Origin of the sequence: Hymenobacter sp. UV11 (genome assembly GCF_004684095.1) — a bacterium.
Taxonomy (GTDB): domain Bacteria; phylum Bacteroidota; class Bacteroidia; order Cytophagales; family Hymenobacteraceae; genus Hymenobacter.
Map to the genome: position 1 here is coordinate 14,046 of NZ_SRII01000002.1, position 20,948 is coordinate 34,993.

16 protein-coding genes and 1 tRNA gene are annotated in these 20,948 nt (G+C 62.5%); 5 read left to right on the forward strand and 12 right to left on the reverse strand.

The window, feature by feature from the left end; all coding sequences use genetic code 11:
- Positions 1-40: 40 nt before the first annotated feature.
- Positions 41-286: a hypothetical protein gene (locus tag E4631_RS02700; RefSeq protein WP_133657533.1), complete on the reverse strand. Its 246-nt coding sequence runs from the start codon at positions 284-286 to the stop codon at positions 41-43.
- A 211-nt stretch (positions 287-497) separates the two neighbouring features.
- Between E4631_RS02700 and E4631_RS02705 the strand changes: the two genes are divergently transcribed.
- Positions 498-2,345 (forward strand): SBBP repeat-containing protein, encoded by a 1,848-nt coding sequence (locus E4631_RS02705; RefSeq protein WP_133657532.1) that lies wholly within the window; start codon positions 498-500, stop codon positions 2,343-2,345.
- A gap of 10 nt (positions 2,346-2,355) precedes the next feature.
- Here the strand turns inward: E4631_RS02705 and E4631_RS02710 are convergent, their stop codons facing one another.
- The 3 genes from E4631_RS02710 to E4631_RS02720 all read right to left on the reverse strand — a co-directional run bounded on the left by E4631_RS02710 (position 2,356) and on the right by E4631_RS02720 (position 5,901).
- Complete coding sequence (locus E4631_RS02710; protein ID WP_133657531.1) at positions 2,356-2,934, reverse strand: hypothetical protein; 579 nt, start codon at positions 2,932-2,934, stop codon at positions 2,356-2,358.
- 65 nt (positions 2,935-2,999) lie between these two features.
- The gene (locus tag E4631_RS02715; protein WP_133657530.1) at positions 3,000-4,682 is read right to left on the reverse strand and encodes an MFS transporter; all 1,683 of its coding nucleotides are present in this window, start codon (positions 4,680-4,682) and stop codon (positions 3,000-3,002) included.
- Positions 4,683-4,749: 67 nt separating this feature from the next.
- Positions 4,750-5,901 (reverse strand): triacylglycerol lipase, encoded by a 1,152-nt coding sequence (locus E4631_RS02720; protein ID WP_133657529.1) that lies wholly within the window; start codon positions 5,899-5,901, stop codon positions 4,750-4,752.
- Positions 5,902-6,100: 199 nt separating this feature from the next.
- On the opposite strand from E4631_RS02720, the gene E4631_RS02725 reads away from it, so the two are divergent.
- Positions 6,101-6,481: a hypothetical protein gene (locus E4631_RS02725; protein ID WP_133657528.1), complete on the forward strand. Its 381-nt coding sequence runs from the start codon at positions 6,101-6,103 to the stop codon at positions 6,479-6,481.
- An 86-nt stretch (positions 6,482-6,567) separates the two neighbouring features.
- Here the strand turns inward: E4631_RS02725 and E4631_RS02730 are convergent, their stop codons facing one another.
- The 4 genes from E4631_RS02730 to E4631_RS02745 all read right to left on the reverse strand — a co-directional run bounded on the left by E4631_RS02730 (position 6,568) and on the right by E4631_RS02745 (position 10,093).
- Positions 6,568-7,200, reverse strand: coding sequence for a flavin reductase family protein (locus E4631_RS02730; protein ID WP_133657527.1), 633 nt, complete (start codon positions 7,198-7,200; stop codon positions 6,568-6,570).
- Between the two features lie 93 nt (positions 7,201-7,293).
- Positions 7,294-8,058, reverse strand: coding sequence for a creatininase family protein (locus E4631_RS02735; RefSeq protein ID WP_133657526.1), 765 nt, complete (start codon positions 8,056-8,058; stop codon positions 7,294-7,296).
- Positions 8,059-8,087: 29 nt separating this feature from the next.
- Entirely contained in the window at positions 8,088-9,464 is a 1,377-nt protein-coding gene (locus E4631_RS02740; protein WP_240734635.1) for a POT family MFS transporter, read from the reverse strand.
- 209 nt (positions 9,465-9,673) lie between these two features.
- Positions 9,674-10,093, reverse strand: a complete 420-nt coding sequence (locus tag E4631_RS02745) for a DoxX family membrane protein (RefSeq protein WP_133657525.1) — start codon at positions 10,091-10,093, stop codon at positions 9,674-9,676.
- Between the two features lie 142 nt (positions 10,094-10,235).
- Between E4631_RS02745 and E4631_RS02750 the strand changes: the two genes are divergently transcribed.
- Entirely contained in the window at positions 10,236-11,180 is a 945-nt protein-coding gene (locus tag E4631_RS02750; protein WP_133657524.1) for an SMP-30/gluconolactonase/LRE family protein, read from the forward strand.
- An 88-nt stretch (positions 11,181-11,268) separates the two neighbouring features.
- Positions 11,269-12,879 carry a T9SS type A sorting domain-containing protein gene (locus E4631_RS02755; protein WP_133657523.1) on the forward strand — a complete coding sequence of 537 codons (1,611 nt, stop codon included), beginning with the start codon at positions 11,269-11,271 and terminating at the stop codon, positions 12,877-12,879.
- Positions 12,880-13,075: 196 nt separating this feature from the next.
- Here the strand turns inward: E4631_RS02755 and E4631_RS02760 are convergent, their stop codons facing one another.
- The 3 genes from E4631_RS02760 to cphA all read right to left on the reverse strand — a co-directional run bounded on the left by E4631_RS02760 (position 13,076) and on the right by cphA (position 20,181).
- Positions 13,076-15,331 carry a M3 family metallopeptidase gene (locus E4631_RS02760; RefSeq protein WP_133657522.1) on the reverse strand — a complete coding sequence of 752 codons (2,256 nt, stop codon included), beginning with the start codon at positions 15,329-15,331 and terminating at the stop codon, positions 13,076-13,078.
- 205 nt (positions 15,332-15,536) lie between these two features.
- Positions 15,537-17,342 carry a DUF885 family protein gene (locus tag E4631_RS02765; RefSeq protein ID WP_133657521.1) on the reverse strand — a complete coding sequence of 602 codons (1,806 nt, stop codon included), beginning with the start codon at positions 17,340-17,342 and terminating at the stop codon, positions 15,537-15,539.
- Positions 17,343-17,544: 202 nt separating this feature from the next.
- On the reverse strand, positions 17,545-20,181 hold the full coding sequence (cphA, locus tag E4631_RS02770; protein ID WP_133657520.1) for a cyanophycin synthetase: 2,637 nt from the start codon (positions 20,179-20,181) through the stop codon (positions 17,545-17,547).
- A 410-nt stretch (positions 20,182-20,591) separates the two neighbouring features.
- Here cphA and E4631_RS25785 point away from each other — a divergent pair, with 410 nt between their 5' ends.
- Complete coding sequence (locus E4631_RS25785) at positions 20,592-20,768, forward strand: hypothetical protein (protein WP_166648080.1); 177 nt, start codon at positions 20,592-20,594, stop codon at positions 20,766-20,768.
- A 60-nt stretch (positions 20,769-20,828) separates the two neighbouring features.
- Here the strand turns inward: E4631_RS25785 and E4631_RS02775 are convergent.
- Positions 20,829-20,902: transfer RNA gene (locus E4631_RS02775), tRNA-Cys, on the reverse strand.
- Positions 20,903-20,948 lie beyond the last annotated feature (46 nt).

Consider the following 20,948-nt stretch of genomic DNA (forward strand, 5'->3'; position numbering starts at 1 on the left):
CGCTCAACTTTTAACTCAGCTTACAGAAAGCAAACCCGCGCTAGTGCCGGGGCATAGTGGCGCGGGGTGGCCCTACCTTGATGACGCCGTGCGGCTTGCGGTGCTGCTGGCGGTAGCGCCAGCGGCCCAGCACGCCCATGCGTCGCCAGCGCTTGCGGGCGTCGCCGCGGTGCTTGTAGGCTGTGTAGTGCGGCCGGTGGCGGCCCGGCCGGGGGTAGGCCAGCGCCGAGCCGGCATCGGCCAAGCTCAGCAGCACCAGCAGCAGTAAAACAAAAAAGCGATTCATAGGAGGTAAAAGCGACTTGGTGTAGCAGAACAGCGCGCGGGTCAACAACCCGGCATCCGGCAAAAGCCAAATAATGGTGCGGTTTTGGTGAAGGCCGCCGCACAGCCGGGACTGACATGCGCGGTAGTCAAAAACTGCTCCAAGCCTTCACCAGCAGGGTAGAGGGTGCCCCCCAGCTTGCTTTTTTGGTGCTTATGCGAACCGTTATGCTATGAAAATTTTTACGAGATGGCTATCTTATGTGCTATTCGGGGGCCTTTTGCTAGGCGGGCTGTTGCACCCGGCGCCCGCGGCAGCGCAGGTGCGCTGGTCACGTCAGCTGGGCGGGCTAAGCGGCACAGCTACCAGCGTGGTGCTTGATGCTAGCGGTAATGCTTACGTAGTTGGTACGTTTCGGGGCATGGTAAAATTTGACAACATTTCCCTCACGAGTACCAGTAGCTACAGTGGCTTTGTGGCAAAGTATGACCCGCTAGGTGCTATGGTTTGGGCGCGGCAAGCCGAGGGCGCCGTGGATTTTACCAAAGTAGCCGTCGATGCCAGCGGCAATATCTATGCAGCTGGCAGCCTTACCGGCAGCGCTAACCTAGGCGGGCAACTGCTTAGCAGCCAAGGCGCTTTCGATTTGCTGCTCGTGAAGTATGACCCGCAGGGCCAGGTGCTTTGGAGCCGTCAGGGGGGTAGCCAGCCGGGCAGCAGCCTCTCGGGCCAGGGTATGGCCCTCGATGCGCAGGGCAACGCCTACGTGTCGGGCACGCTTACCGGCACAGCCAGCTGGCTCGGCGGCACAGTCACCAGCGAGGCAGCAGCGGGCAATTTGCTGCTGGCCAGCTATAACGCGCAAGGTAGCGTGCGCTGGGTGCGGCAGGGCGGCGGCAAAAATAGCCGCAGCACCGGCGGTGCCCTATGCCTCGATGCGGTGGGTAATCTGTACGCGGCGGGCGGCTTCAGCGGCTCGGCTGTGTACGGCAGCACTACCCTCACCACTAGCGGCGGCCTGCTGCTCGCCAAGTGCGATGTCACTACGGGCAACTTTGCCTGGGCCATCGTGCACGGCGGCGGCGGCACGGTGTACTACTCTCAGCTGGCCGCCGATGCGCAAGGCAATACGGTGCTGACTGGGACCACGAACGGCGGCGCGTTTGGGGCTTATTCCCTCACCTCGGCCGGCGGCCAGGACGGCTTTGTGGTGAAGCACAACGCGGCGGGCGAAGTGCAGTGGCTGCGCCAGGTGGCTGGCTCCGACACCGACTACGGCACCAGCGTGGCGCTCGACGAGCAAGGCAATGTGTACACAACCGGCGTTTTTGCCTCGGCTCCCACCCGCTGGGAAAATACCGAGCTAACTCACGTGGGCGGCAAAAACGCCTACATCGTGAAGTACGACCCCCAGGGCCGCGTGCTGGCCGCCCAGCGCGAGGGTGCCTGCGGTGGCACGTTCAGCCTGGGTATTGCGGTCAATGCGCAACACGAAATCTACATCGTGGGCTCGTTTACGAGTATCGCCAGCTTCGTTTCGACGGTGTTTGACCCGAATGCGGGTGCGGCCTTTTTGGCCAAAGTAGGAGATTTGACCGTGCCTTCCACCCCCGATGGGTTTTCCTGTTCATCGGTGGCCCCGCCGCCCGCGCCTACCCCCACGCCCGCCCCAACTCCACCGCCTGCGCCTACCCCCACACCCACGCCGCCGCCAGCGCCTACGCCTCCTCCCGCACCCACACCGACCCCAACCCCCACGCCGGCGCCAACTCCCCCTCCTGCGCCGACCCCAGCTCCCGTGCCGGCTCCTACCCCCGCGCCCAGCCCCGAACCGGAAGTATCGGTGCCTAATATCCTGACGCCCAACGGCGATGGCCTTAATGACCGTCTGATTATCAGTGGGCTAACCGACAACCAATGGGCGCTCACAGTGTATTCGCGCTGGGGCCGCGAAGTATTCGCTACCGCTAGCTACCGGCAAGACTGGGGCGCGGTGGGCGTAGGCGCCGGCATGTATTACTACCGGCTGCGGCATTCTTCGGGCCGCGTGTACACGGGCTGGATAGAAGTAGTGCGTTGAAAACCAGTGATTACCGGGCCGACGGCACCTGCTTGAGATACTCGGGCATTGGCAGGTAGTTCTGCATCAGTAGCTTGCCGGCTTGATGTACAATCAGCGCCTGGCAGCATCCAAAGCCGGCCGTGGTGTCAGTTTCGAAGGCAATGCCGTGGGCCATGTCGTCGTAAAGGTGGTGCGGCCCGTCAGCCATGCGGAAAGTGGCCACCAGTGGCAGCTTGCCGTAGGCCACCCGAATAGCTTCCAAAGAAGAACCTGGCCGCAGTCCATTAGCCAAGTGAAACCAAGGCGACGTGGCTCGAATTACCTGCACCGTGTGGTGGTCCACATCGTTGTTTTGCGGAGCGGTGTACACGTCCAGCTCGCTGGGTGCCATGCCGTTGGCGGGCCGGCGGCCGTACCAAGTGCCCCAGGCCTTCTGCATGGCGGCGTCGCCGTAGGCGCCCTTACCCAAGGTACTCAGGGTGTTTGCGTTATCGCCAAGTTGCAGGTGGCCCAGGCTATGACCGGGCACTACTAAAAAATCATTGGGGGTAGGGCGCGGCGTGGCCATGAGCAGACTGGCCCCTAGTAAAGCAAGTAAAAAACGCATAGCTGAAAACAGTAGTTTCAGCGCTTTCTACGGGCATAGGGGGCGTAGGGCTGCCCAGCCGCCGCCTACTGCGCGCTGCCCGCCACTTGCAGCGGCGGGGCGGCCACCTCCACGTTGGAAGTGCGCGGGAAGGCCAGGAAGTGCGTCACGCGCGGCGGCTCGGCGCCCTGGTGAAACCGCCGCACCTCGGCCTCCACCTGCTGGTCGTCGCGGGTGAAGCGGTGGTGCTGGCGCTCGTGTTCGGCCCAGGTGGCCACGTAAAAAAACTCGGTGAGGCGGCGGGGCTGGCTCACGTCGGTAAACACGCCGGCCCGCAGGGCACCATCGCGCAGGCGCAGGCGCCTGAGCTGCTGCGCCGCCGCCTGAAAGGCCGGGTGGTCGGCTGGGTCCACGTCGTAGTCTATCATCACGATGACGGGGCCGTCTTCGGCCTCGATGGCCTCTTCGGAGGGGGGTAGGGGGTCGCTCCACGACTCGCCGGGGCTGAAGTCGAGGCCCTCGGGCTGGTGCATGGGGAAGGGCAGGGCCAGGGCCAGGCCGGCCAGCATCCAGCCCGCCGCCATCAGCAGCGCCAGCGTGAGGCTGGTGCGGTCGGCCAGCTCGCCCCACACAATGCTGCCCAGCGTCATGCCCGCCTGAAACACGAGCATATAAATGCTTACGGCCCGCGCCTGCACCCACTTGGGCACGTGCAGCTGCACGCTGGTGCTGAAGCTGGTCATGACGATGAGCCAGGCCATGCCCGTCAGAAACATCACCGGAAATAACCAGTACTCGCTGGTAACCAGCGCCATGCTAAGGTTGGTGCCCACGAAGATAAACGAGCCCAGCAGCACCCGGCGGTTCAGGTTGAGGCGGTGGCCGATGCGCCCGATGAGCAGCGCGCCCGTCACGGCGCCGGCCCCCACCCACGACAGCATCACGGCGTAGGAGCCCGATTGCAGGTGTAGCCGCCGCGCCACCACCACGCTCAGCAGCGCCCACAGCGTGCTGGCCCCAAACGCAAACGCGAACGTGCGCACCAGCACCGCCACCAGCGGCGGCGAGTACTGCACGTAGCGAATACCCGCCCGCAGCGCCCCCGAAAAGTTTTCGGCCGGCCCGCCCTCGGCCTGCGCCTCGCGCCGCCACCGGTACACCACCAGCCAGGTGCCCACAAACGACACGCCGTTTAGCACAAATACCCAGCCCGGCGAGTAGTAGGTAATGATAAGCCCGCCCAGTGCCGGCCCAATGGCGCGGGCAATGTTGTTGCTCACCCCATTGAGGGTAATGGCGAACGTCAGCACCGGCCGCGGCACCAGCTCGGTCGTCACCGTCTGCCAGATGGGCCCATTCAACGCCGAGCCCATGCCCAGCAAAAACGTGAAGCCCAGCACGTCAATCGCCCGAATGGGCCCAACAAACGTGTGCGGCCCCAGCAGCGTAAACGCGCCCAGCGCCAGCGCCACCACCGCCATAAAACCCTGCGTAAACAGCAGCAGCTTGCGCCGGTCGATGAGGTCGCCGATGGCGCCGGCCGGCATACTCAGCAAAAAGGCGGGCAGGCTGGTGGCCGTCTGCATGAGCGCCACCAGCAGGGCCGAGGTGGTAAGGGTGGTCACGAGCCACACGCCGGCCACGTTCTGCATCCAGGTGCCCACGTTGCTCACGAGCGAGGCAATCCAGATGGCCCGAAACAGGGGGTAGATAAACGGGGTGCGTAGCCCCGGCCGGGGCTCAGCAGGGGTAGGAAGCGTGGAAGTCATGCACTAGGTATAAGCCAGTCAGGGCGTACGATGTTCGGCAGCACGTCGGCCAAAAGTGCGGCGCGGCTCATGCCCACTGCTTCAGGTATTGGTACACCTCGGGGTGGTGCAGCAGGCCGCCGTGGTGCTGCTGCCCAAAGCGGGCGGTGCGCACCGCCGTGCCGGGCGGCAGAGCCGTTTCGTCGTCAAAAAGCTGACCCCGGCCGCTGGCCGCCCCCACGATGCCATCGCCAAAATACTCGCGCACGGCCTGAGGCAGGCTGGCGCGCAGCCACTCGCCCACCAGCACGTGGTAGCGCACGCCGGGCAGCAGCGGCACCAGCGTGCGGGGGCGGGGTAGGGCGGGGTCGTCGGGCTGCTGCCAGTCCTCATCCACCAGCAGCGCCTGGCCCAGGTCCTTGATGCCGTTGGAGCGCCGCGCAATAGCCTGGCTCAGAAAGCGCGTCGGAAACAGGTTGATGCGCTGCAAGAGCCGCTCCACCAGTAGCCCGTTCTGCTCCAGGTACGAGCCCTCGTGCGGCACGCCCAACAAAAACACCGACCGCACGTGCGCCAGCCAAGGCGCTTTCTCAGTGAGCAATGAGCAATGAGAAGTGAGCAATTTTTTGGTGGGCCGCTTACGCTTCGTGGGCACTTGTTCACTGCTCACTACTAACTGCTCACTGCCATAGTAGCCCGCCGAGCGAATAATAAGCCCGCCCATGCTGTGGCCCACCAGCACCAGCTCGCCCACCGCCAGGGGGTAGGCCTCAACCAGCTCGGTGAGCAGCTGGCTCAGGGCGCGGCCATTTTCGGAGATGTGCAGGCCCGAGTTGAAGCGCACGTAGAGCGGGCGGCAGCCGGCCTCGGCGGCCAGGCGCGGCCCGTAGCGCAGCGGCCCGCCGGCCTCGTCCTGGAAGCCGGTTTGCCAGATAAGCTCGTCGCCCATGAGGCCGTGCACGAACACCACCGTTTTCTGGCGCGCCTCGCTCAGGCCCAGCTCGGCCACCGGCACATCGTGGCCGCCCCGCCGAAAGCTCAGGGCAATGGTGCGCGGGTCGTGGCGGGCGGCCAGCTGGTCGCCGAGCGCGCCATTGAGCACGGGCTGAAAAAAATGCTGGTGCGCCCGCCCCGCCTGGTACAGCAGCGTGGCCCCGCGCACGGGCAGCAAAGCCGTGCGGGCCAGGGTAGTAAGCGTGCGGCGCAGCATGGGGGGTAGGGAATTAATGACTACTGACAAGTGACTACTGACGAAGGCTTCTGCGTCTTCTTCGGGCTAAAAACCGCCTGGTTGGCATCGTGGCGCCCAGCAAGCCGCAGCAACTAGCCAAAGGCCCGGCCTATTTCCTCCAACGCAGGCAACTAAAATCTGGTTGATGCGTCCAACAGGTTTAGCGGCCGGGTCGCATCTTTGCACCAGTCAATCCTCCGCCTATAGTATGAAATTCTCTTTTCGCCCCGTTGTTGCCCTGTTGCTGATAAGCAGCTCCGCCACCTTGCTCACCGCATGCGACTACAAATACAGCCCCGGCTACAACAAACAGTTTATCGCCGGCTTCAATAACCCCAAAGGCTACACCAACGCCGACATCAACCGCGACAGCATCAACTACAAGCAAACCGTTACTAAGCCTATCGGCAAGGGCTCGGCCACGGCCATCAAAAACGGCAGCGTCGACGACCAGCTGAACTCGGCCCCGGCCGGCGACAACACTACCTCGCCCCAAACGGCCAGCGGCCAAATGGGCTCGACTGACCAAAACATGACGCCGTCGGCAACGCCGAAATCGAAGAAGAGAAGCGCCAGCAGCTCGATGTAAAAGCTGCACCCGGCCCCGGCCGGGGCTGGTTCCTCGAAGCCCGCTACCCCCTCGGTAGCGGGCTTCGTGCGTTGAAAACGCCTTTGCTACCGCAGCGGCTCCGGAAACTGCCCCGGCCGGGCGTAGCCGTAGCGCACGGGCGCCAGCACCTGGTGGTAGCCATCGAGGCCCGAAATGGCGGCCGTGTCGGCGGCGGCCAGGTCGAGGGTGCCGTCGGGGCGCAGGGCTTCGGGGCGCAGGTACACGTGCTCCACGGTGCCCACCAGCAGCACCGTGCCGTTGAAAATAGCGTGCTCCTCCTTCAGCCGCATCCCAATGCTGAGCGCACTCTCGGCCACGTAGGGCGCCGCGAAGCCATCGCGCAGCTCGGCCGTGAAGCCGCAAGCGTCAAACTCGGACTCGTCCTCAAAATTGGCCGAGGTGTAGTGAGCGTGGGCCACCAGCGGCATTGGCACCTGGTTGAGGGTGTAGCAGCCACCGTTATCCTTGATATTCTGGTAGGTGTGGCGCGGCACGGTGGTGGGGCGCGTCACCATGCCCAGCACCGCCGGGTCGGAGCCCAGGTGCAGCACCGAGCTAAAAATGGCCAGGTTGGTGCGGCCACCGGGCGCGGCTGTGCCCACCAGGTTGGCCGGCTTGTAGCCCGGCAGGCCATTTACGAAGTTGAGGCGGTAGACCTTTTCAAAAGCCGTAATGTCGGCGGCGGTGATGTGCTGCATCTTTTTGGGTTCCTGGTTGCGAGTTCTTAGTTTGAACCGGACTGGTCAACCCTAGTTCAAATCAATAACTGGAAACCAAGAATCAGGAACTTATTATTCATATAAATCCTGCGGGTCGGCAGCGGCTAATTCTACTAGAAACTTACTCAGCTCGGTCGTAACGGCGCGCAGAAAATCTGCGCCTTTTTCGGCCGTGGACGCCGCCGGGTCGCCTACCCCCGTGTCGGCCGTTACCTGGCTCCACTCGCGCTGCGCCCAGGCCCATTCGCGCAGGGCCCGAATGCGAAATTGCTTGCTGGCACCCGAGCCCGCTTCGGATAATGGCCGCACTAGGTCGGGCGCAATGTGGAGCATCATGCTCGTTTCCATTTCGTCGGCGTGGTCGCCGGGCGCGTCAAAAAACTGGCTGCGGTCCACGATGCGAAACAACGTAGCTGTGCTCAAAAAAACAGTCGGGAATTCGGCTTGCAACTCGCGCAAATGTTGGCGAAAGTCATTGCCTCCGTGGCCGTTTAGCAGCATCAGCTTCGGAATACCCTGCCGCGCCAGCACTCGCACCACATCGCGCAGAATGGCCAGTTGCGTGCTAGGATTTAGGTTGATATCCAATGTAATATCGAGCTGACCGGTATTTACACCAAATGGGATAGTGGGCACCACCACCACTTTGGCCCCCTGCTCCCAGGCCAGGCGGGCCGCCTCGGCCGCCACGTAGTCGCACTGGTAGTTGTCGGTGCCGTAGGGCAAGTGGTAATTGTGGGCCTCGGTGGCGCCCCAGGGCAAAATAACTACCTCAAAGGCGGCCGCTTTCACAGCTTGCCAAGTAGTTTCGGCGAGAATATAGGGACGAGCGGGCATAGGGAGAAGAAAGGTGAAATGAAGCGGCCTTACTCCGCCAACGGCTCCAGCGGCGGGGGTAGGGCCCCCACGTAGGTCTTCTGGGTGAGCCGCGTCGCTATCAGCAAAAACAGCGTGAAGTTCACGGCCATCAAGCCCACAAAAAACCAGTAGTAATTAGCGCCCTGAAACCGGGCAAAAAAGCCGCCCCGCGCAATGCTGGCATTCATAATGGCCAAGAAATAATTGCCGCCCGCAATGGTGAGCAGCCACAGCGAGGTCGTGAGGCTCTTGAGCGTCGGCGGCGCGTAGGTGTAAGCATATTCGAGGCCCGTCACGGCTACCATGAGCGTGCCGCCGGCCACCACGAAGTAGGCCAGCACCTGCCACCACACCGAGGGGCTACCCCCCGTATCGAGGCCGTGCTGCACGCCGGCAATGATGCACATGGCCAGCGCCACCAGCACCATCCCGAATCCCATGCGCCGCAGCGGCGTGGCCCGGATGCCGCGCCGCGCCAGCGCCGGATAAATGCGGTACGTGAGCAGCGGATTGAGCCCAATGCCGAACACAATGCCCAGAATCTGGAGCTGCTCGGGCAGTGGGGCGTAGCCGGGCCACAGGTGCCGGTCGAGGTGCGCCGCCTGCAGCACCCACTCCGACTCGCTCTGGTTGTACAGCGCCCACAGCACCGGAATAAACAGGAAAATGACGCCCACTCGGCGTAGTGCCGCCCGGCTCTCGCCCGGCCCCAGCGCGTGGCGCAGGCCGGCGCGCAGGCCCGTGGTAGGCACCCGCACGTAGTGCCGCCGCCCAAGCCAGAAGGTGAGCGCCGCCGCGCCCATCAGCAGGCCTGGCACACCAAAGGCCCAGGCCGCCCCCGCGTAGGCGTACAGCTCCGGGATGAGCGCCGTGGACACCGCCGCCCCCGCATCAATAGCCAGCTGAAACCACCCGTAGGCCTTGGGCAGCAGGTGGGCATTGCGCTGGTCGAACTGGTCGCCGAGGTTGGCCGTGACGCTCGACTTGATGCCGCCCATGCCAATGGCAATCACAATGAGCCCCGCCTGGAAGCCCGCCAGGTCGTCGGTGTAAGCCGCCAGCAGCGCGTGCCCCAGGCAGTAGAAGATTGACAGATAGAGGATAACGCGGTACTTACCCAGCACCCAGTCGGCCAGTAGCGCGCCCACCACCGGCAGCGCGTAGCCCAGCGCCGCAAACGAGTGCACGAAGTCATTGGCCCGCGCCTCGGCCGCCGCCGTGAGCGCCGCGCTGTGCGTAGGATTGAAAAACTGCGCCACCAGAAATGTGGGCAGGATGGCCCGCATGCCGTAGTAGCTGAAGCGCTCGGCCACCTCGTTGCCGATAATGAAGGGCACCGCGCGCGGAAAGCGAGCGGCTTCGGCCGGTGGGGGGTGGGTAGGCACGGATTTCAGGGAGCAGTGAGCGGTGAATAGTGAGTTAGGACTTGTTTGTCATTGCGAGCGCAGCGCGGCAATCGCACCAGAACGAGTCGTTCGGGTATCGTTCTGGTGCGATTGCCGCGCTGCGCTCGCAATGACAAATGCTTTTGCGTAAGTTCCAGGAGTAAAAGAACGTCCTGCTGAGCAAAGCAAAGCAGGATGCTTTTTCAAAGCTAGTTACTCCTTGTTTCTACCACTGCCAACGGGTCGAGGCACAGGCGGTTGCGCTGCAGGTGCAGCACCAGCGTGATGATGTAGAGGCCGTAGAGCAACTGGTCGCCCACCAGGCTCCACTTCTCCAGCAGGCTGCTGCCGAATACCAGACTCATTATCACCAGCATGGCGGCCACCAGCGCCGGGCGCGTCCACAGGCCCAGCAGCAGCAGCAGGCCAATGGCGCCCTCCGCGAAGGGTAGGGCGTGGGCGTAGGCGCTCACCAGGGCCGGCGGCAGCGGGGCGGCGGCAAATTCTTTCTCGACGCCGGCGCTGAAAACGCTGAGCTTGGGAATGCGCACCAGGCCGTGCATCAGGAAGTTGAGGCCGAGCAGCAGGCGGCCCAGCACAAAGGCCAGTTCGAAGTTGTTGAGTTTCATAAGCAAAGGCGGGCCGCATCTTTGCGGCGGCGACGGAGTAGGGTTAGCCTACGTATTCGCCTTTTGCGGCCGTATGGTTCAGCTGCGCGCCGTGATTATGCTCCGTAAGCCGTTGTCAGTCTTTATTCCCACCTGAGCTTTTATGAGATTTCGCCCTTTCCTGACCTCCTTTTGCGTGGCGCTTAGCCTGCTGCCCGGCGCGGCCAGCGCCCAGGCCCCTACCCCCCCCGCCGCGGCCGATGCGCCGCTATCGGCGGCCGGGCAGGCGCTGTTTGCGGGGGCGCCTACCCCCCACCTGGTGGCCAAGCAGTTCAGCTTCACCGAGGGGCCGGCCGTGGACCGGCGGGGCAACATCTACTTCACCGACCAGCCCAACGACAAAATCTGGAAATACGACCTCGCCGGCAAGCTGAGCGTGTTTCTGAGCCCCGCCGGGCGGTCCAACGGCCTGTACTTCGACAAAAAAGGCAACCTCATTGCCTGCGCCGACGGCCAGAACCAGCTCTGGTCCATCAGCCCCAGCGGCCAGGAAAAAGTGCTGGTTGATAAGGTGAACGGCCAGCGCCTGAACGGCCCCAACGACGTGTGGGTCAGCCCCCAGGGCGGCCTCTATTTCACCGACCCCTACTACAAGCGCGACTACTGGCCCGCCGACCGCACCGGCCCCACCGAGCAGTACGTGTACTACCTGGCGCCCGGCGCCGCGCAGCCCGTGGCCGTGGACAAAACCCTGCGCCAGCCCAACGGCATCATCGGCTCGCCCGATGGCAAGCTGCTCTACGTGGCCGACATCGGGGCCGGCAAAACTTACCGCTACCGCCTCGGGTCGAAGGGAGAATTAATTGATAAGCAAGTATTTGTAGAGATGGGTTCCGATGGCATGACGCTCGACGAGCGCGGCAACGTGTACCTCACCGGCCAGGGCGTAACCATCTTCAGCCCCACTGGCGAGCGGCTGGCGCACCTGCCCGTGCCCGCCGCCTGGACGGCCAATATCTGCTTCGGCGGCGCCGATATGCGCACGCTCTTCATCACGGCCTCGGAGGCCGTGTTCACGGTGCCCATGCGCGTGCGCGGCGTGCGGTAGGGGTAGGGCGGGCGGCGCAAACCATCAGCCTTGAAAATCAGTAGGTAGGGAATAATCCAGTATTCAATTCACGTATCGCCGCTAGCTTATGAAAACGTCCCTGCCCCGTCCGATTTTGTCGAAAGCCACCACCTGGGCCCGCTGGGTGGCCGCGCTGGGCCTCAGTGTGGGCCTGGCCCACCCGGCATTGGCTCAATTGCCCGCGCCAGCTACGGTGGCGCTCACGGTGCCGGCGGCGCTGGCCAGCTCGCCGTTTAATGTAGCGCGGTCGCTGCAGGTGCCGGCGGGCTTTGCCATTGCGGTGTATGCGCGGGTGCCGGGGGCGCGGTTTCTGGCCGTCACGCCCGATGGTAATTTGCTGGTGTCGCAGCCCGGCGCGGGCAAGGTGAGCCTGGTGCGGCCGGGCACCGCGGGCGGCCAGCCAGTGGTCACGGACTTCGTGACCGGCCTACGCCAGCCGCACGATATGGTGTTTCACATCATCGGCACCACCACCTACCTCTACCTAAGCGAGAGCAACCAGATAAACCGCTACGTGTACCAGGCCGGCGACCTCACCGGCCAGAGCCGCCAAGTGGTCATCACGGGCCTGCCCGACGCCAGTACGCCCGAGCTGCAAGGCGCCTACGGCCACCAGCTCAAGAACCTAGCCCTCGATGGCACCCACAAGCTCTACGTGAGCATTGCCTCAACCTGCAACGCCTGCCTTTCTGATACTCAGAGCGACCCCGTGCGCGGCGCCATCTACCAGTACGATGCCGATGGCACCAACCGCCGGCTCTTTGCCCGCGGCCTGCGCAATGCCGAGGGCCTGGCTTTCGTGCCCGGCACCAATACGCTGTGGGTAGCCGTGAACAACCGCGACAACACGCCCTACCCCTTCGACGACGGCTCGGGCAAGTATGGGCAAGTGATTGCCGAATACGTGGATAACCACCCGCCCGACGAGTTTACCCAAGTAAACGACGGCGCGAATTACGGCTGGCCATTCTTCAACCCCAACCCCGACACGAGCACCGGCATGGACAACATGCCCTTCGACCGCGACTACGACTTCAACCGCGACGGCCACGTGGACGTGGCCACCATGACGCGCATCAGCAAGGGCATTCAGGCGCATTCGGCGGCGCTGGGCCTCACGTTTTTGCAGGGCACCAAATTTCCGGCGGCGTATAACAATGGGGCTGTTATCGCCCTGCACGGCTCCTGGAACCGCACCACGCCCACCGGCTACAAAGTGGTGTATTTCCCCTGGAATGCCGCCACCAAACTGCCCGGCGCCCAAACCGACCTGGTAGCCGGCTTCACCGACCTCAGCGCTGGCAGCGCCTGGGGCCGCCCCGTCGATACGGCCGTGGACCCGCAGGGCCGCATCCTCATCTCCGACGACCAGAGCGGCACCATCTACCAGCTCACCGCGCCGGCCGCGCCGCTGGCCACCAGCGCGGCCAAGGCCGTAGCCACCGCCCAGCTCTACCCCAACCCCAGCGGCACCGGCCCCGCCACCCTCGACCTCACTGCCCTACCCCCCGGCTCCTACACCATCACGGTGCTCGACCTACTAGGTCGCGCCGTGCAGGCTACCCAGCAAGCCGTCGGCGGCACGCGCGTCGAAGTAGCAGGGGTAGGCAGCGGCTCGTACCTCGTGCGGGTGCAGGGCGCGGGCATCAACCAAGTGCTGCGCGTAGTGAAGAAGTAAGCGAATCTGTAGAATAAGGAAACAGGCTTTATGAAGTAAGAAAAGCCTAAAAGGCCGTCATGCTGAGCTTGTCGAAGCATCTTGGTCGCGTCGTTGGAGTATTACCCTAACGATGCGACCAAGATGCTTCGACAAGCTCAGCATGACGGCCTTTGGTACTTGTAATTAAAGGTTTATCAAGCGTTTGTCGTCGCCACTACTTGTGTTTCGCCGCGGCCGACTTGCCTTTGCCACCAAGCTTCTTAGCGGGGGTAGGGCTGCCGGCTTTCGCGCCAGTCATCGGGAAGCCGCGCTGCTTCATCAGGGCGTCAATCTTGGGTTCGCGGCCGCGGAAGGCGCGGTAGCCCACAGCCGGGTCGATGGTGTTGCCCACCGTGAACACGTTCTTCCGCAGGCGCTCGGCCACGGCTTTGTCGTAGGGCCCGCCGGCCTCGGTGAAGGCGCTGAAGCCGTCGGCCGCCAACACCACCGACCATAAGTAAGAGTAGTAGCCCGCCGAGTAGCCATCGGAGGAAAACACGTGCGAGAACTGCGGCGTGCGATGGCGCATCACCAGCTCGTGGGGCATGCCCAGCTCGGCCAGGGTTTCGCGCTCAAACTTGTCGGGGTCGATAACCTTATCGCCGGCCAGGTGCAGCTTCATATCAACGAGCGCGCTGGCCATAAACTCGGTCGTGGCAAAGCCCTCGTTGAAGGTGCTGGCCTTGTTGATGCGGTCCACTAGCGCCTGTGGAATAGGCTTGCCGGTTTGGTAGTGCAGCGCGAAGCGGTTGAGTACCTGGGGGGTAGGGAGCCAGTTTTCGAGCAGCTGCGACGGAAACTCCACGTAGTCGCGCACCACGCTCGTGCCCGCCAGCGTGGGGTAGGTCACGTTGGATGACAAGCCGTGCAGCGCGTGGCCAAACTCGTGAAACAGCGTCGTGGCATCGGTCCAGGAGATGAGCACTGGCTCACCGGGTTTGCCCTTCACGAAGTTGGCGTTATTGGAAACGATGGTCGTGACCTCCTTGCCGTCGAGGCGCTCCTGCTTGCGGTAGGCGTTCATCCAGGCGCCCGAGTTTTTGCCGGGCCGGGCGTAAGGGTCAAAGTACCACAGGCCCACCTGCTTGCCAGTGGTTTTGTCGTTCACCTGCCACACCTGCACGTCGGGGTGGTACACGGGCACGTCGGTCACGGGCAAAAAGGCGAAGTTGAATAATTCGCCGGCCACCCAGAACATACCCTCTCGCATTTTATCGAGCTGTAAGTACTGCTTCACCTCGTCCTGGTCGAGGTCGTAGCGGTCCTTGCGCACCTTTTCGGCGTAGTAACGGTAGTCCCAGGGCTCGATTTTGAAGTCGGCCGGGGCGCCTTCTTTTTTGGCCAGGGTCAGCATGTCGGCCACTTCCTCGTGCACGCGGGCCACGGCGGGCTTCCACATTTCCAGCATTAAAGCCATCGCCTTTTCCGGCGACTTCATCATGGTGTTGTCGAGGCGCAGGTGGGCGTGGGTGGGGTAGCCCAGCAGCTTGGCGCGCTCGGCGCGCAGCTGCAAAATCTGGGTGATAATCGCGTTGTTGTCGTGCGCGTTGCCGTTGTCGCCGCGGTTCGTGAACATGCGCCACGCCTTCTGGCGCAGCGCCCGCTGGTCGGAGTAAGTCAGAAACGGGTCAATCGACGAGCGCGTATTCGTGATGACGCCCGCCGCGTCCAGCTTGCGCGTGGCCGCCGTAGTCTTGGCCGCCTCGCGCAGCGAGGCCGGCAGTCCGCCCAGGTCCTTATCCGTTTTCAGCACCAGCACCGAGTCGGCCTCCTCCGCCAGCACATTCTGCTGAAATCGCGTGAAAAGCCCCGCCAGCTGCTGATTTATCTGCGAAAGCCGCGTCTTGGCCGTGGCGTCGAGCTTGGCCCCAGCGCGCACAAACGCCTTGTAGCGCACCTCCACCAGGCGCTGCTGCTCCGGCGTGAGCTTCTTCTTATCGGGCGAATTATATACGGCCTCAATGCGCTTAAACAACGCCGTATTCTGCGTAATCTGGTCGTTGAAAGCGGCCATGCGCGGCGCCATTTCGCGCGCTACCCCGCTAAAAGCGGCGTCGTTCAGGGTCGAGTTCCACACGCCGTACACGGCCTCTACCCGGTCCAGCGCCGCCCCGCTGCGCTCCAATGTCGCAATGGTGTTGTCAAACGTCGGCGCCTGCGGACTACTGGCAATGGTATTGATTTCGGCCAGGTTCTCGGCCATCGCCGCCTCCATCGCGGGCTTGAAGTCGGCCACTTTTACCTGGTCGAAGGCCGGCACGCCGCCATGATTGCCGCCCCACGTCTGCAGGAGCGGTTGGTTGGCACGGGTAGCCACGGTGATGGTAGGAGCAGTTTGCGCCATGCTGAGGGTAGGGGAGCCAGCCGCCAGACCAAGCGCCGCCAGCAAGCTGGCAAGGCGCCGATTGGCAAGGTTAGGAAATAAATACATCAAAAAACAACGGGAAGAAGGCCGGTAGTTGTTCCGGCGCGGGTAGCAGAACTATAAAGTAAGCAGGTTAAAGTAACAGCAGAACGTCATGCTGAGCTTGTCGAAGCATCTTGGCCGCATCGTTAGGCGGCGTGGTAGAGATGCTTCGACAAGCTCAGCATGACGTTCTTCTGTTAACCAAAAAAGGGGGGGTAGGGCGCTCTGGCTATTTCTGCTTGGCCGCCCAGGCGTCCATTTTCTTCTCCAGTACCGCCAGCGGCATCACGCCATCTTTCAGCAGTTCATCGTGAAAGTCGCTGAGCTTGAACTTGCTACCCAGCTCCTTTTCGTAGCGGGTGCGCAGCTCGCGGATTTTGAGCTGGCCGGTCTTGTAGCTCAGCGCTTGGCCCGGAATGGCCATGTAGCGCTCAATCTCGGCCGTGGCGCCGTCCTCGCTAATCGGCTCATTATCCATCATATACTTAATAGCCTCTTCGCGGGTCATGTTGCGCGAGTGCAATCCTGTGTCCACCACCAGGCGCACCGCCCGGTGCATCTCGTCGCCGAGCGCGCCCATGTACTGGTAGGGGTCGGTGTAAAGGCCTAGCTCCTTGCCTAGGCTCTCGGAGTAGAGCGCCCAGCCCTCGCCCATAGCGCCGTACCAGGCAAACTGCCGAAACTTGGGCAAGTCCTTGTTTTCCTGCTGCAATGATATCTGGTAGTGGTGGCCCGGAATGGCCTCGTGCAGAAACAGCGACTCCATGCCCGAGGTAGTGTTAAACTTGGTAGCGTCGGCAATTGGCACGTAGAACACGCCCGGCCGCGCGCCATCCGGCGAGCCAGGGTTGTACTCAGCCGAAGCCGAAGCTTCGCGGAATTTCTCGGTCTGCCGAATCTCAAACGGCGTTTTAGGCGTGTGCCCAAACATCTTTTTCAGGTTGGGGTCGATAGTCGCCTGAATCTTGCGGAACGCATCAAGCACCTCCTTCGGCGACTTGTAGGGCGTAAATTTCTTGTCCGTCTTCAGGTAGTTGAAAAACGCCGGCAAGTCGCCCTTGAAGCCCACCTGCGCCTTTACCTTCTCCATCTCGCCCTTGATGCGCGCCACTTCCGAGAGGCCCGTCTGGTAGATTTCCTGCGGCGTTTTGGCGGTGGTAGTCCAGTACGCTACGTCGTAGGTGTACATGCCCGCCCCACCCGGCACGGCCGAAATACCGCTTGTGGTCCGCGATTTGGGCAGGTATTCCGTCGCCAGGAAGTTGCCTAGCTTCTGGTAAGTGGGCACCAGCTCGGTCATAATCGCCTTCTTATAAGCCGCCGTGATACGCTGCTTATCAGCGTCCGAAAAGTCCTTGGGCAGCATCTTAATGGGCCCGTAGAACAGCGACTGCGTGGGGTCCGTCACCACAATGTCCTTGCCGCGCATCTGCGGAATCATCTTCGTCACCAGCGCTTTGGGCAGCACTACCCCCGCCTTCATGCCCCGGCGGAAGTTGCCGATGGCCGAGTCGGCCCACAGCGTGAAGCCGTGCACCCGGCCCAGCCAGTTGTCGTAGTCCTTCACCGTCTTAAACGGCTGGTTGCCCGCCCCCGAGCCGTACTGGCCCAGCGTAATGGGCAGCCCCCAAAACTGCTGAAACGGCATCATCCAGGTGTTCAGCTTCAGGCCGGCCAGGCGCTGCTGCATCTCGTACTGAAAAATGTCGTAGCTGATTTTATCATTGTCGTCCAGCGTGTTGCGGTCAAATTTCTCCAGACGCGTCAGGTAGTTCTGATAAAATGCGCCGAGCGTATCGCGAAAAGCCTGGGTCTGGTCGTTGGGCAGCTGGTCGTTGAAGCGGCTGTCGCCCTGGCCAGTGGCGGCCAGCGGGTCAAGGCGCGACTGCTTCTCCCAATACTGGCTGAATAAGCCGTTCAGGTCCGAATTACCGGCGCCGGTGCCGGCCGTGGTTTTATCAGTAGTGGTGCCCGACTGGCAGCCGGCCAGTCCCAAAACGGCCATCGCAATGGCCGCCTGCGCGAAGTATTTCATGGAAAAGAGGGGGGGTAGGGAGGGAATAATTGGATGGATTAAATCAAAACCCGCCTGTCATTGCGAGCGCAACGAAGTGGAGCGCGGCAATCTTTCCTTCACGTCAGGGTTAGTACCACAACGAAAAGCAAAGATTGCCGCGCTCCACTTCGTTGCGCTCGCAATGACAAACAAAAATAAGCGGCACGCAAAGCCAGCAGCTTTATTCTGCCTGGCTCGCCTCGTACTCGTCGAGCTTTTTGAGCACCGCGCTGATGTCCTCGGTCAGTAGCACTACCACGGCGCCGTCGGGCGCGGTAGCCAGCACGTGGTCAATGGCTTTCAGCTCGTTCTCGATGTAGGTAATGGGCAGCTCCGGCTTGTCGAGGCGCAGGCCGCGGGTCATAATCTCGCGCAGCTGCTCGGCGGTTTTGCCGCGCAGGTCGCGGTCCTGGCGCAAAATAACCTCGTCGAAAACGCGGCCCGCAATGCGCGAAAAGCCCAGCGTGTCTTCGTCGCGGCGGTCGCCCAGGCCCGATACCACGCCAATCTTGCGGGTTGCCGTGGTGGCGTCCATAAACTCGGCAAAGCGCGTGATGCCGGCCGTGTTGTGGGCATAGTCCACAATCACCTCGAAGCGCGGAAATTTGTACACGTTCATGCGGCCCGGCGTCTTGGTGCCCGACGGGATAAAGGTGCGGAAAGCCGTCTTAATGGTGTCCTTATCGAAGCCCGCCAGGTAGCCCGCCAGCGCGGCCGCCAGCGCGTTTTCGATGTTGAAGCCAGCCCTACCCCCCAGCGTAACCGGGAACTCGGCCGCCCGGTCGATGCGCAGCTTGTACGAATTCTTGTAAATCGTGAGGTAGCCTTCCTCGTACACCGCTGCCACGCCGCCGGCCTCCACGTGCTCCTGAATGCGCGGGTTCTGGTCATTCATGGAGAAGTAAGCCACCCGGCACTCCAGGTTGCGGCCCATCTCGTACACCAGGTCGTCGTCGGCGTTGAGCACAGCCCAGCCGTATTTATGTACCGTGCGGGGCAGCACGCCCTTCACGGCGGCCATTTCCTCCACCGTGTAGATGTCGCGCATGCCCAGGTGGTCGGCCGCCACGTTGGTCACCACCGCAATGTCGCAGGTGTGAAAGCCCAGGCCCGAGCGCAGCATGCCGCCGCGCGCCGTTTCGAGCACCGCGTAGTTGATGGTGGGGTCGCGCAGCACAAACTCGGCGCTTTGGCTGCCCGTGCAGTCGCCCTTTTGCAGCTGAACTCCCTGAATATAAATGCCATCGGTAGTGGTGAAGCCCACTTTGTAACCAATGCTGCTCACCAGGTGCGCGATGAGGCGCGTAGTGGTCGTTTTGCCGTTGGTGCCCGTGACAGCGATAATCGGCACCCGCGCCGTGCTGCCGGGCGGAAACAGCATGTCCACGACCGGCGCGGCCACGTTGCGGGCCAGGCCCTCGGTAGGGGCAATGTGCATGCGGAAGCCGGGGGCGGCGTTCACCTCGATTACGGCGCCGCGCGTCTGGTTCAGCGGAATGGCAATGTCGCTGGTTAGCATGTCGATGCCGCAGATGTCGAGGCCCACGATACCGGCCACGCGCTCGGCCAGCAGCACATTATACGGGTCCACGAGGTCGGTTACGTCGGTGGCCGTGCCGCCGGTGCTGATGTTGGCGGTGCTCTTCAGGTATAGCGTTTCGCCGGCCGGTAGCACCGAGTCCAGGGCCAGGTCGCGGCCCTTCAGGATGTCGAGCGTGTGCTGGTCAGCCTTGATGGATGTGAGCACTTTCTCGTGCCCTACCCCCCTGCGCGGGTCCTCATTCACCTTGTCAATAAGCTGCTGCACAGTACGTTCGCCATTGCCCACCACGGCGGCCGGCGTGCGCTTGGCAGCCGCAATGAGCTTGCCGTTCACCACCAGCAGGCGGTAGTCGTCGCCCTGCACGAACTGCTCCACAATTACGGCGCGCGAGTATTCTTTGGCCGCTTTGAGGCCCGCCGCGGCGTCTTCCCAGTTGGTGATGTGGATGGTGGCGCCCTTGCCGTGGTTGCCGTCGAGCGGCTTGGTCACGATAGGAAAGCCCAACTCCTCGATGGCGTCGCGCAGGCCGTCTTCCGAGTACACGGTAGTGCCGCGCGGCACCGGCACGCCGCCATCGTCGAGCATGGCCTTGGTGCGGTTCTTATTGCCGGCCACCTCTACCCCCGCGTGCGAGGTCAGGTTGGTGGTAGTGGCCCAGATGCGGCGCTGGTTCACGCCGTAGCCGAGCTGGATGATGTTGCTGTTTTTCAGCTGAATGTACGGGATGTTACGCGAGGCCGCCTCTGCCACGATGCTGTAGGTGCTGGGCCCAATAAACTCCTCCTCCCGAATGTCGTGCAGCTCGTCGATAACGGGCTTGAGGACGAATTCTTCGCCCTTGCAAAGTGCCTCCACCAGCTCCACGGCGGCCTGGGCGGCGTAGCGGCCGGCGCGCTCCTCCTGGTAGGCAAACACCACGTACTCTACCCCCTCCTCGCGGGCCGGGTAGCTCTTGCCCCAGAATACCGGCATGCCGGCCCGGCGCTGCAGCTCCAGCGCCACATGCTGAATGACGTGGCCCAGTGGCTCACCGTCGGCCAGCTGCTGCTGCGTCAGGGGCGGGTGCTTGGCCAGCTGCTTGCTCGAGTGGCGGCCCGGCTCGTGCGGCTTCCCAATCTGGGGTAGCAGGGTGGTCAGGCGCTCGGCAAAACCCTCCAGGGTATTGCTCCATTCGCCGGCAAGTTCTTGTAAATCAACTTTACATACAATGAGTCGGTAGTGCTTCACCGACCAGTAGCTCGGGCCGCGCATCGTGCGCAGGTCAATAATCTTCATATAGCCAGGGCAAGGATAAGCCGCCAGCTCAGCCAGCGGCTTAGCAATGTAGGCACGGCGGGGCTTATTTGGGTATCGGGGGCCTCTGAGTAGCCAGCAGGGCCTGCTAAGCTCCCACATCTAGGCCCTACCCCCCTTCGAAACGAAGAACCGACTGCAAGCTTAAAAAGCGCGACTTTTACCGCAATAAAACTCTAAATAATCAACTAATTATGCCACATTCTCGTAAAAGATGTAGTAGCTAACCACTTAGTATCTACGGTGGGCAGCGTGCTAGCTCAAGGGCTGATGAACCGCCCGCACCTTCTTTCCATAAGCCGAAAATCATTACGACTATGCAAATCAAGACAATCCTTATTGCTGCCGCTATAAGCGTAGGCCTGGTTAGTTGCTCACACAATATCAGTGGTGTGAATTCTAGTGACCCATACGTGGCCGAGCAGGCTCAAAAGGCACAGATGCTGAAAGACCAGGTTGACACGCAGAAAAGACTGGTAGACGCCGAAAAGCAGAAGCTGAAGTCTCTGGAGCTGCAGCTCGAAGGAGCCAAGCAGAACCTGAAAGGCCGCAAAATGACCGGTAGCTAGCCTATTAGCTTACCTCCAAACAAAAACCCCACCCGGCAGCTGCCAGGTGGGGTTTTTGTTTGGAGGTAACGGGCGGATTCGAACCGCCGTAGGAGGTTTTGCAGACCTCTACCTAGCCGCTCGGTCACGTTACCGGCTTGGGGGCACAAAGGTACGAAAAAACCCTGTACTGCCAAACTG